This is a genomic window from Vibrio hippocampi (assembly GCF_921292975.1).
Taxonomy (GTDB): Bacteria; Pseudomonadota; Gammaproteobacteria; order Enterobacterales; family Vibrionaceae; genus Vibrio; species Vibrio hippocampi.
The window spans coordinates 1,039,096-1,056,202 of record NZ_CAKLCM010000002.1; the positions used below are offsets into that span (position 1 = coordinate 1,039,096).

The following is a 17,107-nucleotide window of genomic DNA, read 5'->3' on the forward strand; positions in this document are numbered from 1 at the left end:
CCTATTTCACCAGTAGATGTTGTCGGTCAAGAACATTGGTAATGGAACGGAACCAGTGATCGGACACTCTCGCTTTGTCCTCAGTCCATTCGATATAACCTCGGCTTTCAAAATATCTCAAGGTGCCGATTACTTCTGAAATGGTCAGTTGAGTACTGTCAGAAAGCTCCTCGGGCGACGCGGAGCCGAGTTGCACGATAGAACGGATAATCGCCAGCATAGGTTTGGGCATTTTTTCGAGTTCTTCAGAATCTGGGGTATGGAATAAGCGAACATAGACTTTATCAGTCTGTTTATCCCGTTTTAGAGAGTAGCGAAAAAAGCGTAATGCAACCGTCGGGTTGCCATCGGCATAGTGCCAAAGAATACGATAGAAGCCTTGTTTTGCTCGTTCTTCTTCGCTTTCGCTATCGTTATCCCACTGCTTTGGTACCACCAAACCATCAAAATGAATCGGGAACTGGTCATCTTGATTGATACGACTATCGAGTAATTGGGTCAATTCAGCTTCATTCCATCTCGGTAAGAAACAGACCAAATCAAACAACAATCGTTCACCACGGGCGCGGTCGACAAAGCGCCAACTCGCTTTTTCTATCGAAAACACCGCTCGATGATTTTTCTTTGAGCGGCGCAGTAGATTGGTGAATTTAATCAGATCCGCTAAACCTCCCACCTTTGGTTTGACTAAACGTTGGCAGTTATCAATCGCGATAAGGTAGCTGGTGTCACTTTTTCGTAGATGGTTAAGGATTTTAATTTCGCTGGTGTCTTGCTCCAGTCCTAAGCTGAGCGCTAAATCAATCAGTAGCTCGTCATAACCGGCAATAGGGCAGTTGATATAAATCGGTTCGGCGTTTTTTACCCGATCCAACATCTGAACCAGTAAGCGGGTCGCCCCGATACCACGTTCACCGGATACTACACATATCGTCGGGCTATCGGTCAGCAGATATTTGGCTAGCTTAGTCATTTCACTCTCACCGAAGTTGACCAATGGACTGTTATCATCTCCGGGCAACACATAGTTAAACGTGTCGCTCCCTTTTACCCGCACAAGTTGGTTATCGCTTTCGCTACTGGTCTGTTTTTCCACTTCTATCTTAAAAAGGTAGGCAAGTACCTGATTAAAAATCCCATAGCGAGACAGCAGACTGATTAAACGATTTTTCAGTTGATAGAAAGAGAGCCAAGTCGCGCCAATAATGGTGGCAATAAGCCCTATCAGCCAGCGATTCTGCTTGTCAACCGCCCAAACTACCAATAGTGGTTTTTCTGGTATCCGCTCAAGGGTATGAAATACGCGCTTTTTCCACATTAAAATCACGCTGAGCGTGATGAGGATAAACCAGAACCAGAAAAAGCTCACAATCCAGTAGTAAATCGTCCCCTTACCAACCGTTTCAGCGGCAATCTGTAACACCAAACCGGCAGCAATGGCACTCCAAACATATCGACGTAGGGTTGACAGTCGAAGCTTAACTAACTCTTCACCCGTCGACAGGCTGTAGCGATGAACCAATTCCAACGTTAACGATATAGCGATGGAGCCGCCAAGTATCCACCAAGTTAACGTCTCTAAATATCGAAGATGCACTAAGGCTTCAATCTGGCTTAATACACGCAGCGAAAGCGTAATGGCGATTAACCAAGCAATAGATTTCTGAGCCTTACCAAATAACAGAATAAGGTGAACCCAAAAGGGTGGACGTGTGGTTGACTGGCTGACGTTTTGCTTTAGCCGCTTAAGCATTCTGCCGCTGTTTGCAAGCCACCACATCAGTAGTAGATAAATGACAAATACCTTGATGCCAACCCAAACCACGGGAATGGGCGAGATCAATAACTCATCAAAAAGCAGCTTAAAGCTGCGGATTTGATAGAAAATAAAATACTCAATATTGTACTGAGTGAGTTTTAACTCCTGCTTAAACTGAATAACTCCCGTCGGACCAAAACCCGTCAACTGCTCTCTTACGGAGTCGTCTGCAAGGGCGAGCAGTGTCTGTTTGCTGTGGCTGAGACTATTTAACGTTAAGTAATGACTCTCAACCTGTTGCCACGTTTCATCATTGAGTTGTTGCCGAAACTGCGCCAAAGATTGCTGAAAGCTGTCGATGTCCTGATCTTGCAGACGCAACACTTGTGATAACAAGCGTCTCACCTGCGTATGATCGTTTTGACTCATAAACAGCGGTTCAGGAAGCGCGGTAACTTTTTGCTGCAACTCCGTTGCCGGCTGAGAAATTTGCGGGATGTCATCCACCTGCAACCGCCAGTTGGCGTGGCTAATGCCAGTGAACAGCAACAGCATGGTGAGTAAACAGAGCCTATACAGAGTAATCATTGCAAACCTAACCAATCTGCTGCGATATTTTTAACGTGTGCGATTCAACTTGAACCATTCAACCTAAGTATTCAACCGCAGTATTCAACCTAAGTTATTCAATATCAAAAAGACGACGTAAACAATGCAGCGTGAAAAATAGAGCCTTTAGATGACGGACCAATGAGATACCTCAGCAAGTCCAGTGACTTACCTAAGTGTAGACAGTGAATATTCATCCTGCTGCATGGAATTTAGCGCATAAGTTAGGTCAGTAAAAATCGTCGATTTGGTATTCGTTTGGCGGGTTTCATCTCTTGGTCATCTCCTTAGTGCAGATTAACTGTCACAAGCTGCTTGCATCTACATTCAAGAGGCGGTAGGGTGGCGCCGTTTTGTCAACTTATAAAGGTATCGCTAGTGCTTTCAACAGCCAATATCACACAGCAATTCGGGGCTAAGCCCTTGTTTGAAAATATCTCAATCAAATTTGGTGAGGGTAACCGCTACGGTTTAATCGGCGCAAATGGTTGTGGTAAATCAACTTTTATGAAAATCCTGAGTGGTGAGCTAGAGCAAACCAGCGGTACTGTCTCTTATGACCCGAACGAACGTGTTGCTAAACTGAATCAGGATCAGTTTGCTTACGAGCAGTTTACGGTTATTGATACCGTTATCATGGGTCATAAAGAGTTATGGGAAATCAAGAAAGAGCGCGATCGTATCTACTCGCTGGCTGAAATGAGCGAAGAAGATGGGATGAAGGTCGCCGACCTTGAGGTTCAATTCGCGGAACTTGATGGCTACATGGCTGAAGCAAAAGCGGGAGAGCTATTGTTGGCGGTGGGTATTCCAGAAGAGCAACACTATGGCTTAATGAGTCAAGTTGCACCGGGTTGGAAACTGCGTGTCCTACTTGCGCAAGTACTGTTTGCTGACCCGCATATTTTGCTGTTGGACGAACCTACCAACAACTTGGATATGGATACCATTCGCTGGCTTGAGCAGACGTTGAATCAACGCGACTGCACCATGATCATCATCTCGCACGACCGTCACTTCCTAAACAGTGTTTGCACCCATATGGCGGACTTGGATTACGGTGAACTGCGTGTTTATCACGGCAACTACGACGAGTACATGTTTGCAGCAACGCAGGTGAGAGAGCGTCTATTAGCGGACAATGCGAAGAAAAAAGCTCAAATTGCTGAGCTACAGACTTTCGTTTCTCGATTCTCTGCTAACGCTTCTAAAGCAAAACAAGCAACATCACGCGCTAAGCAGATCGATAAGATCCAATTAGAAGAAGTGAAAGCGTCAAGCCGTCAAAACCCATTTATCCGTTTTGAGCAGGAAAAAGAGCTATTCCGTAACGCTTTGAATGTCGAAGGTTTGGCGAATGGCTTTGAACACATGCTTTGGTCTGATTTTGATGCCATCTTTGAAGTCGGTGAGCGCGTTGCGATCATTGGTGAAAACGGTGTCGGTAAGACAACGCTACTTAATACACTTGCGGGTGCCGTTGATGCAAAAGCAGGGGAATTTAAGTGGTCTGATAACGCAAACATTGGCTACTACGCACAAGACCATGCTCATGACTTTGAACAAGATATGAACCTAACCGATTGGATGGGTCAATGGCGTCAAGAGGGCGACGATGAGCAAGTAGTCCGTAGCTTCTTAGGGCGTATGCTGTTTGGTCAAGATGACATCAAAAAGTCTGTCAAAGTGCTTTCTGGTGGTGAACAAGGTCGTATGTTACTAGGTAAGTTGATGATGCATAAGCCAAATATCTTGCTTATGGATGAACCAACCAACCACATGGATATGGAATCGATTGAAGCACTCAACTTGGCGCTAGAAAACTACAAGGGCACACTGTTCTTCGTTTCTCACGACCGCCAGTTTGTTTCTTCTATTGCGACACGGATTCTTGAAATCAAAGACAATAAGATCTTCGACTTCAAAGGTACCTACGAAGAGTACTTAAAGAGTCGTGGTGTTACTCAGTAATCACGATAACTCGTAACCACGATCTATAATCGTAAAAGCCACCATTGAGGTTCCTTCTCATGGTGGCTTTTTTGTCGCTGAGGATAAACCCCTTCGCGCGGTTTGTTCTATTGAGACTCACCCTTAACATCAAATGTCATCTTGTCACCCCCTGTAAATACCTGAAAGCGTAACCCTTTGGCTCTCGCTATCGTGGTAATACCAAACTGGCGCGCCAAATCTAACCCCATCTGGGTCACACCTGAACGAGACAACAGCACAGGAATGCCCATTTGCGCCACTTTGATCACCATTTCAGAGGTTAAGCGACCTGTGGTATAGAAAATCTTATCGTCACCTGAATCTTGGTTGATCCACATTTCACCCGCTAAGGTGTCAACGGCGTTATGGCGGCCCACATCTTCGACAAACGATTGCACTTGGTTATTGTTGCACACGGCACAGCCATGCACTGCGCCTGCTTTTTTGTAGGTATCATTATAGTGAGTCAGCGCTTCAAGGGTGGCGTAGACATCAGACTGCTTCACCGTGATTTGTGGCACCTGATAACCCTCAAGTTGCATCATCACATTGCCGTACATAGTGCCTTGACCACAACCAGAGGTGACGGTTTTTTTCTTTAAAGCCTGTTCGACACCCTCGACATTTTCCTTAGTGACGACGGCGGCACTGTGGGTTTCCCAGTCAATGATGATCGACTCGACTGCGCTCGGGTCGGTGATAAAGCCCTGGTTTTTTAAATACCCTAACACCAGCGATTCTGGTCTTGAGCCCAAGGTCATTAAGGTGACCACTTCTTTCCAGTTAAGCATGACAGTTAACGGACGTTCGCAGGCGATTTGTTTCACTAACTTTTCGCCATATTCATCATAGACTTCGACTTCGATCGTCTGCAGTGGGTTTTCTGTTGTTTTAATAATATTAGGTTGTAACAAAGTCGATTCCCTTATCAAGACTGGCTGAGTTTCACTATATTTAAAGAGTAGGCGTGATTATTGCAAATCCATACAGCCTAGTATGGTTGAAATCACCATTAACACAATGATGCCGAGGAGTAATATTGAATGACACAAGGTCATGTAGTCAATGCAGATGCTCACGTAAAGACCGTAACAAAGAATGAAAATCAATGGCCAATCCAAGCTCAGCTCGTGTTGGTGGATAAACAGGTCGGCAGATGGCAGGTTCAACAGCGCGAGTTGCAAGGGTTTGCACTTGCTTCTGAGTCGAGTGAATCCGCTATCAGTTTGCTAGAGCTACATCGTGACGAGCGTACCGACTACCGTTTTAATCTAAGCTCCAGTGATCCTCGCTTATTTGTAGTGTTAGAAAATCACGATGACACTCAACTGACGCCGCTGGTCGTCACTGCGTCACAAACCGTGGCAGGATCGTATCTCGATGGTGATTACACTGTTCTGTCTGCGCCGATGCCGCTGCCAGTGCAAGCATGGATGGAAGCCTTTATTGGTCGTCATGGTGAGTTACTTGAGATGCGCGGTAAAAAACGTAAGAAGGGAGCGGGGCGTTCTAGTGAGCAATGATTTTTTTAAACGCTGGTCAGAGAAAAAACAGCAAGCCGATAGTTACTACAAAGATAGCGACCACCAAGATAGTAACCACCAAGAGGCTCAGCAACTTAGTGATGCTGCGGTTGAGATCGAGTTTGAGGTTGAGACTCAAGATACTGAGCGAGACAGCGATAAACAAGAGTGGCTAGCACAGCAGGAACCTCTCACCAATGGTGAAGATGAAAACACCGCTGAGCAGGCGTCAGTCGCGACGCTGCTTAAAGATGCCAAGGTGGATAAGGCGCTAAAAAAAGCGGCACTTCGCAGTCTATTTCATCAACCGGAATTTAACGTTGTCGATGGTTTAAACGATTATGATCACGACTATGCGGCGGTTAAAGATCTTTCCGTTGATGTCGCTCAAACGCTACGCGACTGGGTGAATCAAGAAGCGCAACAAAACGAAGACGTTGAGTCTCTTCATCAGGAAACTGAGCCTCTAGTGGCTGCGCAACAAGGAAGCGATGATCCAATCAGCCTTGATGATTGTGAGGAGAAACAGCCAACAGAACTTGCAACCGAACAGACCAAGCAGACCGAGCCAAACACCGTCACTAATAACCTGAAAAACCCCAAACTCACGTCCTAATTCCCTGATAACGAGTAGGGACATTTTGTCGCAGTAGCCGGAGAGTGAGCTTAGACAAAATGTCTCAATGGGACAATTTGATACAGTTAATTCCCATCAATAGATCCCAATAAACACCGAGATTACTGATCTATCTCCCCATTATTTTCATGGAATAGAACTTGCACAACTAGCCATCGACCTAGCGCATTACAGTAGACGTAATGAAGCAGACGTAATGCGCGTATTCGCTTGCGATGGAGCAATCATGCTAAAACAACTATTACAACAGAGCATTAGTGACAACGGTGTAGCAAGGCGCTATGCGATTGAGAATACCGTTGAATTAGCCAACCTTATTCCACCCACCGTTAGCTATCAAAGTGACGGGCATCTGTTATTAATTGGTCCAACGGACATTATCACCGCAACCGCAGCGCAACTCGGTACCCTTAGCAGCGTCACGCTGTTTTCCACGGATGGTATACCGTCAGCGGACTTGACCTTATATTTTGCCGACCAAATTGAAATCAGCGGATTTTTAGGCGCGTTTTCTGCTTTTATCACCTCAGACAATCAAAGAGAAAACTTAGCCCAAATTACCATTGGCAAAGCGTGTTTTGATATTGTTTTGGATCATTCACTCAACGGTTGCATCGCGGATGAAGTTCCCGCTCCGGGGTATTTTCCGGTCGGTCGTGGTTATCCAAGTTTGGCGGATGCCCTTGAGCAGATTCCCGACTTAAAGGGTACGTTTGATAAGCCGAAGTATTTTCGCCTAAATCCGGATCTTTGTGCTCATAGTTCAAGAGGGGTAAAAGGGTGTGAACGCTGCGTTGATGCCTGTCCTGCTGGTGCTTTATCGAGTCAGGGGAATGACCAAATTGGACATCATATAGAAATCAATCCTTATCTATGCCAAGGCATCGGAACTTGCGCGACCGCATGTCCAACCGAAGCCATTCATTACGCATTACCCAACCCGACGGAAACGCAAAAGTTTATCGAACGCACCCTTGCTCACTACTTTGAGCAGGGCGGAGTGACGCCCACGGTATTATTTTGCAGCTCACGGCACGAAAAATACAATGTTATGGCGCTGCAACTGCTTCCCGATAGCGTTATTCCAATTGTGGTAGAAGAGTTGCCCTCGGTGGGTATTGATACCTGGTTTGCCGCGCTCGCCAACGGCGCAAGCCAAGTGCTGTTTGCTGCCAGCGAACATATGCCAGAAACCATCCGCACACAATTAACTCGCGAGGTCGAAATCGCTCAACATCTGTTGCGTCATATTGATTATCCCGCAGACAGTATCGACATACTTTATCTAGAGTCCTTAAGACAAGGCGCACCGACACTCATTGATCAAGACAGTCCGCTACGAATGGGGGATATAGAAGGCGACAAACGCACTCGTCTATTCACTTGTCTCGACCAACTCGCTGAGTCGTCCACGCCCGCCGACATGCTACAAACACTACCAAACAGTGCCCCTTATGGCTCTGTGACCTGTGAGTCTGACAAATGTACCTTATGCATGGGATGCGTTGCCGTCTGCCCAACCAAGGCACTTCACAATAATGGCGACCGCCCAGCACTGGATTTTATTGAACAGGACTGCGTGCAATGCGGAATGTGCGTTAAGGCTTGCCCTGAGTCAGCATTAACATTAGAACCGCGTTTTAACTGGGATAAACAACAGCGTAATCAAGTGGTCGCCCTGCATGAAGAAAAAGCAGCCGAGTGTTTGCGCTGCGGTAAGCCGTTTGCACCTCAGTCAATGATCACCATGCTACAAGATAAGTTACGCGGTCACTCGCATTTTGATAGCGAAACCGCGTTACGTCGCATCGCCATGTGTGAAGATTGCCGCGTGATCGACGTGTTTGAAGATATGGCTGAAAACCCGATGCAACAACTGAAGTATTAAGGAATTGACGTAATGAATAACGAACAAAATCAACTGCGTCGCGACATCTACTTGTTACTTTCCACCTTATGTCGTCAGGCTCCCGACAGAGATTTATTGCAATTCTTAACGCACATAGAGATCGAGCAAGGTATTCCAGAATTAACCTTGGCGTGGCAGCAACTGGCGCAAACTGCGTCAATTGCCTCAGTCAGCGATTTGGAGGATGAATATCAAGACCTCTTTATCGGTGTTGGTAAAGGCGAGGTCATACCTTTTGGATCTTGGCATCAAGCGGGTTCATTGATGGATCAACCGTTAGCAAAGGTTCGCCATGATCTTAAGCGATTGGGTTTTGAGCGAGAGGACAATGTCAAAGAGCCGGAAGACCATATCTCTGCGTTATGCGATGTCGTGGCGATGCTCATCGACCAAGGTGATGAACTGGACGCTCAACAGTTTTTCAATGCACACCTCTCACCTTGGTATCGTGACTTTTGCCGACAGTTCGACACGGCACCTAGTGCAAACTTCTATCTTGCTGTCGCTCGCTTGATACAAGCGTTTTTCGATGTCGAACAGGTGAAATATGTTCAAGCGCCTGAAGGTAGTAGGGGTGGAGTGAAAATTGATGTGAAGAATATAACGATTTAGGTATTGGTTACTCGGTGCTAGGTAGCGAGTATTAAGGGCTAAATCGGATTCGCTAATGTAATTAGCGTCAGTAAAGTCAAAATAATTAGCAATGTCAGTCATTAAAAAAGAGAAAGCCATTTAAGGCAGACTCCATCAGGGAGAACACTATGAAGCACCCTAAGTCATCACCCTCAGATGCTAAGGTCAATGAGGAACGTCGTACCTTTCTTAAAGGCGTGACGACCGTTGCTGTCGCCAGCGCACTGGGAACGACCGCGGCACATGCCAATAGCGACGAGTTAACGAGCCAAAACAGCGACGACAAAAACACTGTCTATCGCGAAACCCAGCATATCAAAGACTATTACGATTCCCTGTAGGAGGCTGAGATGAAACTGACAAAACGCTCAGAAAGCGTCAAATCCAATAGCAACAGCCTTGGAGTGTCACGTCGTGCTTTTATGCGCAATAGTGCCATTGCCACTGGTGGTATCGCCGCCGGTGCCTACACCTTCGGCCCAAGCATGATAAAAAAGGCGCAAGCCGAAACCGTTGACCCTGATGCTAAAGTCGAAGTGAAGCGCACCATCTGCTCACACTGCTCGGTCGGTTGTGGTGTCTACGCTCATGTGCAAGACGGCGTATGGACCGGACAAGAACCTGCCTTTGACCATCCGTTTAATGCGGGAGGGCACTGTGCCAAAGGTGCCGCTTTACGCGAACACGGGCATGGTGAACGCCGTCTAAAATACCCAATGAAATTGGAAGGGGGCAAATGGAAAAAGCTCTCTTGGGATCAAGCGATTGAAGAAATCGGCGCTAAGGTTCTGTCGATTCGAGAAGAGTCGGGACCGGATTCCGTCTATTGGCTCGGGAGTGCAAAACATAATAACGAACAAGCCTACCTATTTCGAAAAATGGCCTCGCTATGGGGCACGAATAATGTCGACCACCAAGCACGAATTTGTCACTCCACTACGGTATCTGGAGTAGCAAATACATGGGGTTACGGGGCGATGACCAACTCGTTCAACGATATGCATAACTGCAAATCTATGTTGTTTATTGGCTCTAATCCAGCGGAAGCGCACCCAGTTGCGATGCAGCATATCTTGATCGCTAAAGAGAAAAACCAGTGCAAAATCGTTGTTGCCGATCCGCGACGCACTCGCACCGCAGCGAAATCTGATCACTACTGCTCATTGCGTCCCGGTACCGATGTGGCCTTTATTTGGGGCTTGTTGTGGCACATCTTCGCCAACGAGTGGGAAGATAAACAGTTTATCGAACAACGCGTATTTGGGATGGATGAAATACGAACCGAAGTGGCCAAGTGGCCGCCCAAAGAGGTGGAGCGGGTCACTGGGGTAAGTGAGGATGATGTCTATAAGGCAGCGAAGATCCTTTCTGAGAATCGTCCCGGCAGTATTATCTGGTGTATGGGAGGCACTCAACACACCACCGGTAATAATAATACCCGTGCTTACTGCGTGCTCGAATTGGCCTTGGGCAACTTGGGCAAATCTGGTGGCGGTGCCAATATCTTCCGTGGACACGATAACGTACAGGGCGCGACCGACCTTGGTGTGTTGTCACATACTTTACCGGGTTACTACGGTCTCGCAGATGGCTCATGGAAACACTGGGCTAAGGTATGGGACCTCGACTTTGAATGGGTCAAAGCACGCTTCGATCAGAATGAGTATCGCGGCAAAAAACCAATGAACAATATGGGGATCCCAGTTTCCCGTTGGATCGATGGCGTATTAGAGAACAAAGACAACATCGAACAAAATGACAATATTCGAGCGATGTTCTATTGGGGTCATGCGGTTAACTCGCAAACCCGTGGGGTCGAGATGCAAAAGGCGATGCAAAAACTCGATATGATGGTCATCGTCGATCCTTATCCCACTCATGCCGCTGTCATGAACAACCGCACTGATGGTGTTTATCTACTGCCAGCGACGACGCAGTTTGAAACTCATGGTTCGGTCACCGCATCGAACCGCTCGATTCAGTGGCGTGACCAAGTCATCGAACCACTGTTTGACTCGAAACCGGATCACGAGATCATGTACCTGCTGTCCAGCAAGTTAGGTTTTGCTGATCAGCTATTCAAAAATATCACGGTAGAAAACAACCAGCCGAGAATCGAAGACGTCACCCGAGAGTTTAACAAAGGGATGTGGACCATTGGTTATACCGGACAGAGCCCAGAGCGCCTCAAACTTCACCAACAGAACTGGCACACGTTCCACAAAACGTCGCTAGAAGCAGAAGGTGGTCCGATTCATGGCGAGACATACGGATTACCGTGGCCATGTTGGGGAACGGCAGAAATGAAACATCCGGGTACTCATATTCTGTATGACACGTCCAAACCCGTGGCTCAAGGTGGCGGTAACTTCCGCGCGCGCTTTGGGGTCGAGTTTGAAGGTCAGAGTCTATTGGCGCAAGACAGTTATTCACTCGGTTGTGAGCTAGAAGATGGTTATCCGGAATTTAGCGATAAACTGCTGAAACAGTTAGGCTGGTGGGATGATCTTACCGCCGAAGAGAAAGTCGCTGCGGAAGGTAAAAACTGGAAAACGGATCTATCCGGCGGTATTCAGCGCGTCGCAATCAAACACGGTTGTATTCCGTTTGGTAATGCCAAGGCTCGCGCCATTGTTTGGACTTTCCCAGATCGTGTCCCGCTACACCGTGAACCGCTCTACACTCCTAGACGTGACCTTGTCACGGACTATCCAACTTGGAACGACAGTGAATCCATCTATCGACTACCGACACTGTATAAATCGATTCAAGACCAAGACAAATCCGCTGAATATCCGATTGTGCTGACGTCGGGACGTCTTGTGGAATACGAAGGCGGTGGCGAGGAAACCCGCTCTAATCCTTGGTTAGCAGAATTACAGCAAGAAATGTTTGTTGAAGTGAATCCAAAAGATGCCAACGATATCGGTTTCAAAGACGGTGATATGGTCTGGGTTGAAGGGGCAGAAAAAGGACGAATCAAGGTCAAAGCGATGGTCACACCTCGTGTGAAACCGGGCTTAGCATTTATTCCTTTCCACTTTGGAGGTCGCTTTGAGGGTGAAGATTTACGCCCGAAATATCCAGAAGGTACTCAGCCTTATGTTGTCGGTGAAGCGGCAAATACGGCGACGACTTATGGCTACGATCCTGTGACTCAGATGCAGGAAACCAAAGTCACCCTGTGCAATATCACTAAAGCGTAAGGAGTCATATCATGGCTAGAATGAAATTTATGTGTGACACCAAACGTTGTATTGAATGTAACGGTTGTGTCACCGCATGTAAGAATGCCAACGACGATGCCTTAGAGTGGGGCATCCAGCGTCGCCGCGTGGTGACATTGAACGATGGTCTACCGGGTGAGAACTCCATTTCCGTCGCCTGTATGCACTGTACCGATGCGCCTTGTGTCGCGGTTTGTCCTGCTGACTGCTTTGAATACACCGAAGATGGCATTGTGCGTCATAACAAAGATCTCTGCATTGGTTGTGGATATTGTTTGTTTGCCTGTCCGTTTGGCGCTCCGCAATTTCCGAAGCAGTCTGCATTTGGAGAGCGAGGCAAGATGGATAAATGCACCTTCTGTGCTGGCGGTCCAGAAACCGAACCGGGCTCTGCAGAAGAAAAAGCCAAATACGGTGCAAACCGAATCGCAGAAGGCAAACTGCCTATGTGTGCCGAGTTGTGTTCGACCAAATCGTTGCTTGCCGGTGATGCAGAAAAAATCTCTGATATCTTCCGTCAGCGTGTGGTTGAGCGCGGTGCCAAAGGCGCAGGTTGGAGCGATGGTAACGACATTGCGTATGATGCCACCAAGAGTTAAGGGAGAATCCTATGCTAAGTGTGTTAAGAGCACCAATCTTTGCATGGCTATCTCTATTGATGGCGCTATGGATCATAGCGCCGATCAATGCCGCTTTCGCCGAAGAGAGCAAAGCTGATAAACAGGTAGCCGCAGAAGTCACCCAACTTGCCGGAGCCGACTATTGGCGTGAGGTAAAAAGCGGGGTTGAGGGAACGACAACCTCGCAATGGCCAGAGCATAATGTCCTGATCAGTGTTCCTGGGGAAACTTGGTTTATTCTCAAGGAAAAATGGATGTCGCCTGCCGCTGCCGTGGCGATCTTTGGCAGTATCAGTATGGTTGTATTGATGTATTGGATAGTCGGACCATTAAAGCTGAGCGGTGAACGGACGGGTAAAAAAATCATGCGCTGGTCGCGTATGGATAGGGCGCTGCACTGGAGTATGGCGTTTACTTTCTTAACCTTAGCCTTTAGTGGTTTGATGCTGGTTTACGGCAAACACTTTATGAAACCGTACGTGCCGACGGAGTTGTGGGGCTGGACTGTCTACATCGCCAAGCAGTATCACAACTATATGGGACCACTGTTCTTTGTGTTGCTGATTCTGGTGTTACTCAAATGGTGGCGCAAATCCATATTCAACAAAACCGATGTGCAGTGGTTTATGAAACTCGGCGGGATGGTAGGCAAGCATAAAGGTACACATCCATCGGCAGACTTCTCCAACGGGGGAGAAAAGGCGCTGTTTTGGCTACTGATAGTATTTGGAGCAATTGCTGCCGCCAGTGGACTGATTCTTGATTTCCCAATCTTTGGTCAGACACGACGTGATATGGAGCTTTCTAACCTGATTCATATGTTCTCGGCACTGATTTTGATCTGTGGCTTTGTATTCCATATCTATATCGGTTTATTCGGTATGGAAGGGGCGCTAGAAGGTATGGTGACAGGTAAGGTCGATGAAACTTGGGCGAAAGAGCATCATGACAAGTGGTATAACGAAGTGAAAGATAACCCTGATGCCGCAGGTAGCCCTGAGGCGAATAAATCACAGCCTGATCCGTCGCTAACCCGTCACAAAGAACCCAGTTAAGGAGTAAACCGGATGGAAAAACAACATAAGGGGATTTGGGTTGCCTACATACTGAGCTTATTTACCCCTTTTACTTGCCTTATTTCTGGCGTTATTGCCATTGTCTATGCGGGCTATCGATTGGACAAAGGAGAGGATAGTGAGGTCGTTGAATCGCATTATTATGGTTTGATCCGCACTTTCTTTTTGAACTTGACCTTTTTTGTGGTGCTGATTGTCACGGTAGCGACATCAAATGGACTGCTTAAAGGGGTAAGCCATTATTGGTATCGAGCAAATTGGATCGATCAGATCGCCAACGTTATCCCTTACATCGGTATGTTATTCGCGACCATCGCTATTGTCGTTTGGATAGTTCGCATGTTTTTAGGAATGCAGAAACTAAAGCAGAACATACCCATGACCTTTGGCAAAGGTCCCCAATTACTCGATAAATATAGCGAGTCACAAATGTAATTAAGCTCTCCACTTTTCATTAATCCCATCACTAAGCCCCTTTTTGGGGCTTTTGTTTATTCCCATCCCGTGCAACATGCCTAATACGCTGACAACTGACATTTCGCGCCACACATTAGTGCGAACCATTGCAGTGCCATCGCATCATTATGGTGCATTGATTCATTAGAACTCAAACCAACTGACCAGCGATATTAATCCTCATTAAAAAATACAAATTAAAAATCAATACCTTACAAATTAACGGCGCAATTTAAACTTTTGGAACACTAATTGCTAACTGATACGCCTAGTAAATAATATTCACCATTTTGGTGTTATTGCTTAGTTTTTGGGCACAAGTAAGGTGCGCAGAGAGATGTTAGATATAAAGGAGTAATCGAGGAATGAATCCTTCGGTAGAACAGGTACATGGTGCCGTACAAACATTAACACAAAGTTCAGACACACTTTTCTTATTGCTTGGCGCCATCATGGTGTTTTTAATGCATGCGGGATTTGCTTTTCTAGAAGTCGGTACCGTGAGACATAAGAACCAAGTCAATGCCTTGGTGAAAATTTTAGCTGACTTTGGTGTCTCGGCCATTGCCTATTTCTTTATTGGCTACTGGGTTGCTTACGGGGGTACTTTCTTTGCCGATGCTGAAACCCTTTCGTCAGGTAACGGCTATGAGCTGGTGAAATTCTTCTTCTTATTGACCTTTGCTGCTGCGATTCCAGCGATTGTCTCCGGCGGTATCGCTGAGCGTGCACGCTTCTATCCGATTCTTCTCGCGACTTTCTTTACGGTTGGCTTAGTTTACCCGCTGTTTGAGGGCATGATTTGGAATGGTAACTTTGGTTTACAAGCTTGGTTAGAAGCGACTTTCGGCGCAGGTTTTCATGATTTCGCTGGCTCTGTCGTTGTGCATGGTGTTGGTGGTTGGATCGCTCTGGTAGCGGTTATTTTCCTTGGTATGCGTAGAGGGCGAGTACGCGCAGGCAAGCATACGAACTTTGCACCTTCAAACATTCCATTCCTTGCACTAGGCGCTTGGATCCTCAGTGTGGGTTGGTTCGGTTTTAACGTTATGTCGGCGCAAACGCTGGAAGGGATCAGTGGCTTAGTAGCGATGAACTCGCTAATGGCGATGGTGGGCGGCATCCTTGCGGCCTTGTTCGTCGGTAAGAATGACCCAGGCTTTATTCATAATGGTCCTTTAGCGGGCTTGGTTGCAGTCTGTGCTGGTTCGGACTTAATGCATCCCATCGGCGCATTGATTACGGGTTCAGTCGCCGGCGCGCTATTTGTTTGGGTGTTTACCTACCTACAAAACAAAACCAAAATTGACGACGTGCTGGGGGTTTGGCCTCTACACGGTTTGTGCGGTGCTTGGGGCGGTGTTGCTGCGGGTATCTTCGGTCAGACAGCACTTGGCGGTCTTGGTGGGGTGAGTTTTGCAGCTCAAGTTGTGGGCACTATTATTGGTATTGCTGTTGCGCTGATTGGTGCCGCTATTGTCTATGGTGTACTGGATAAAATTACCGGTCTTCGTCTCTCTGAAGAAGATGAATTCAAAGGCGCAGATTTGGCGATTCACAAAATTTCCGCGACTAACGAAGACTAAGATTTATTACTATTAATAGGCTAAGCGCATCGGGATGACTCATCTCGATGCGCTTTTTGTTTCTATAGCGAATGCATTTCACGAGCTTAGCTTTCACAATCTAAGCTTTTACGATCCATAAGATTTCAAGATCTAAGCTCTCAAGAGCTAAGCCATTTCAAGAACAAAGAGTAGCCTTACTAATACCATGGTCTAATGCTGAGCAACTACGTCGATACACAAAAGCGTGTTATGCTCAATCAGTCACTGGCAAAGTAAAAAGGAAGGCTTAAATATGGAATTTCCCTACAACAATATCGTGATTTTAACCGGTGCTGGTATTTCTGCTGAATCGGGAATCCAAACTTTTCGAGCGAGTGATGGGTTATGGGAAGACCATCGAATTGAAGATGTTGCAACGCCAGAAGGTTTCGCAAGAGATCCCGATTTAGTGCAAGCTTTCTATAATCAACGTCGTCATAAGTTGCAGCAAGTCGATATCAAACCCAACCAAGCCCATATTGCTCTGGGTGAACTAGAACAACAATTCCACGGTAGCGTGACCATAGTGACGCAGAATATTGATAATCTGCATGAAGCTGGCGGCAGTAGTAACGTGATTCATATGCATGGTGAGTTACTCAAGGCACGTTGCAGTGAATCGGGTCAAGTGGTCGATATGACGGGCGATATCCACACCGGAGATTTATGCCACTGTTGCCAAATTCCGTCCCAATTAAGGCCGCATATTGTTTGGTTTGGTGAAATGCCGCTGCGAATGGGCGAAATATACTCTGCGATTGAAAAGGCAGACCTATTTATCTCTATTGGCACCTCTGGCGTGGTTTATCCCGCCGCAGGCTTTGTTCATGATGCAAAGCTACACGGTGCCCATACCATTGAAGTCAATCTAGAACCTAGTGCGATACAGAGCGAGTTTGCCGAAAAGCGCTATGGAAAGGCAAGTATAGAAATACCCAAGCTGGTACAAGAACTGCTGGCACTTCAAGTGGTGTAGGTTGCCTGTGCTGCCTAGGTTGCGCACTTTGATACTCTGCACGGTTCTGAACATTTCAATAGTAAAAAGGCACCACCTTGCGG

Annotated in this window: 14 protein-coding genes; 12 read left to right on the plus strand and 2 right to left on the minus strand. The window is 46.8% G+C overall.

Annotated features, from left to right (window positions below):
• Window position 1: 1 nt before the first annotated feature.
• Window positions 2-2,347, minus strand: a complete 2,346-nt coding sequence (locus tag L9Q39_RS07100) for an AAA family ATPase (protein ID WP_237484396.1) — start codon at window positions 2,345-2,347, stop codon at window positions 2-4.
• Window positions 2,348-2,746: 399 nt separating this feature from the next.
• Between L9Q39_RS07100 and L9Q39_RS07105 the strand changes: the two genes are divergently transcribed.
• Window positions 2,747-4,339: an ABC-F family ATPase gene (locus tag L9Q39_RS07105; RefSeq protein ID WP_237484397.1), complete on the plus strand. Its 1,593-nt coding sequence runs from the start codon at window positions 2,747-2,749 to the stop codon at window positions 4,337-4,339.
• A 107-nt stretch (window positions 4,340-4,446) separates the two neighbouring features.
• Here the strand turns inward: L9Q39_RS07105 and L9Q39_RS07110 are convergent, their stop codons facing one another.
• Window positions 4,447-5,274, minus strand: a complete 828-nt coding sequence (locus L9Q39_RS07110) for a formate dehydrogenase accessory sulfurtransferase FdhD (protein ID WP_237484398.1) — start codon at window positions 5,272-5,274, stop codon at window positions 4,447-4,449.
• Between the two features lie 129 nt (window positions 5,275-5,403).
• On the opposite strand from L9Q39_RS07110, the gene L9Q39_RS07115 reads away from it, so the two are divergent.
• From L9Q39_RS07115 to cobB, 11 genes are all read left to right on the plus strand, one after another.
• On the plus strand, window positions 5,404-5,883 hold the full coding sequence (locus L9Q39_RS07115) for a DUF3305 domain-containing protein (RefSeq protein ID WP_237484399.1): 480 nt from the start codon (window positions 5,404-5,406) through the stop codon (window positions 5,881-5,883).
• Complete coding sequence (locus tag L9Q39_RS07120) at window positions 5,873-6,499, plus strand: DUF3306 domain-containing protein (RefSeq protein WP_237484400.1); 627 nt, start codon at window positions 5,873-5,875, stop codon at window positions 6,497-6,499. The genes L9Q39_RS07115 and L9Q39_RS07120 overlap by 11 nt, the downstream gene beginning before the upstream one ends.
• Before the next feature lie 247 nt (window positions 6,500-6,746).
• Window positions 6,747-8,408: a 4Fe-4S binding protein gene (locus L9Q39_RS07125; RefSeq protein WP_237484401.1), complete on the plus strand. Its 1,662-nt coding sequence runs from the start codon at window positions 6,747-6,749 to the stop codon at window positions 8,406-8,408.
• A gap of 12 nt (window positions 8,409-8,420) precedes the next feature.
• Window positions 8,421-9,041, plus strand: a complete 621-nt coding sequence (locus L9Q39_RS07130) for a TorD/DmsD family molecular chaperone (protein ID WP_237484402.1) — start codon at window positions 8,421-8,423, stop codon at window positions 9,039-9,041.
• 149 nt (window positions 9,042-9,190) lie between these two features.
• Window positions 9,191-9,403: a twin-arginine translocation signal domain-containing protein gene (locus L9Q39_RS07135; protein ID WP_237484403.1), complete on the plus strand. Its 213-nt coding sequence runs from the start codon at window positions 9,191-9,193 to the stop codon at window positions 9,401-9,403.
• Window positions 9,404-9,412: 9 nt separating this feature from the next.
• Window positions 9,413-12,268 (plus strand): formate dehydrogenase subunit alpha, encoded by a 2,856-nt coding sequence (locus L9Q39_RS07140; protein WP_237484404.1) that lies wholly within the window; start codon window positions 9,413-9,415, stop codon window positions 12,266-12,268.
• A gap of 11 nt (window positions 12,269-12,279) precedes the next feature.
• Window positions 12,280-12,888, plus strand: coding sequence for a formate dehydrogenase FDH3 subunit beta (gene fdh3B / locus L9Q39_RS07145; RefSeq protein ID WP_237484405.1), 609 nt, complete (start codon window positions 12,280-12,282; stop codon window positions 12,886-12,888).
• Between the two features lie 11 nt (window positions 12,889-12,899).
• Window positions 12,900-13,964: a formate dehydrogenase subunit gamma gene (locus L9Q39_RS07150; protein WP_237484406.1), complete on the plus strand. Its 1,065-nt coding sequence runs from the start codon at window positions 12,900-12,902 to the stop codon at window positions 13,962-13,964.
• A gap of 12 nt (window positions 13,965-13,976) precedes the next feature.
• Window positions 13,977-14,420 (plus strand): hypothetical protein, encoded by a 444-nt coding sequence (locus tag L9Q39_RS07155; RefSeq protein WP_237484407.1) that lies wholly within the window; start codon window positions 13,977-13,979, stop codon window positions 14,418-14,420.
• A 386-nt stretch (window positions 14,421-14,806) separates the two neighbouring features.
• A complete protein-coding gene (locus tag L9Q39_RS07160) occupies window positions 14,807-16,027 on the plus strand; it encodes an ammonium transporter (RefSeq protein ID WP_237484408.1) in 1,221 nt (406 codons plus the stop codon).
• A gap of 238 nt (window positions 16,028-16,265) precedes the next feature.
• On the plus strand, window positions 16,266-17,024 hold the full coding sequence (gene cobB / locus L9Q39_RS07165; protein WP_290369157.1) for a Sir2 family NAD+-dependent deacetylase: 759 nt from the start codon (window positions 16,266-16,268) through the stop codon (window positions 17,022-17,024).
• Window positions 17,025-17,107: the final 83 nt, after the last annotated feature.

Excerpts from the sequence above, each read along its gene's own strand:
- L9Q39_RS07100 (WP_237484396.1), bottom strand. The coding sequence starts at position 2,347 with ATGATTACTCTGTATAGGCTCTGTTTACTCACCATGCTGTTGCTGTTC.
- L9Q39_RS07115 (WP_237484399.1), top strand. The coding sequence starts at position 5,404 with ATGACACAAGGTCATGTAGTCAATGCAGATGCTCACGTAAAGACCGTA.
- L9Q39_RS07125 (WP_237484401.1), top strand. The coding sequence starts at position 6,747 with ATGCTAAAACAACTATTACAACAGAGCATTAGTGACAACGGTGTAGCA.
- L9Q39_RS07130 (WP_237484402.1), top strand. The coding sequence starts at position 8,421 with ATGAATAACGAACAAAATCAACTGCGTCGCGACATCTACTTGTTACTT.
- L9Q39_RS07135 (WP_237484403.1), top strand. The coding sequence starts at position 9,191 with ATGAAGCACCCTAAGTCATCACCCTCAGATGCTAAGGTCAATGAGGAA.
- L9Q39_RS07140 (WP_237484404.1), top strand. The coding sequence starts at position 9,413 with ATGAAACTGACAAAACGCTCAGAAAGCGTCAAATCCAATAGCAACAGC.
- fdh3B (WP_237484405.1), top strand. The coding sequence starts at position 12,280 with ATGGCTAGAATGAAATTTATGTGTGACACCAAACGTTGTATTGAATGT.
- L9Q39_RS07150 (WP_237484406.1), top strand. The coding sequence starts at position 12,900 with ATGCTAAGTGTGTTAAGAGCACCAATCTTTGCATGGCTATCTCTATTG.
- L9Q39_RS07155 (WP_237484407.1), top strand. The coding sequence starts at position 13,977 with ATGGAAAAACAACATAAGGGGATTTGGGTTGCCTACATACTGAGCTTA.
- L9Q39_RS07160 (WP_237484408.1), top strand. The coding sequence starts at position 14,807 with ATGAATCCTTCGGTAGAACAGGTACATGGTGCCGTACAAACATTAACA.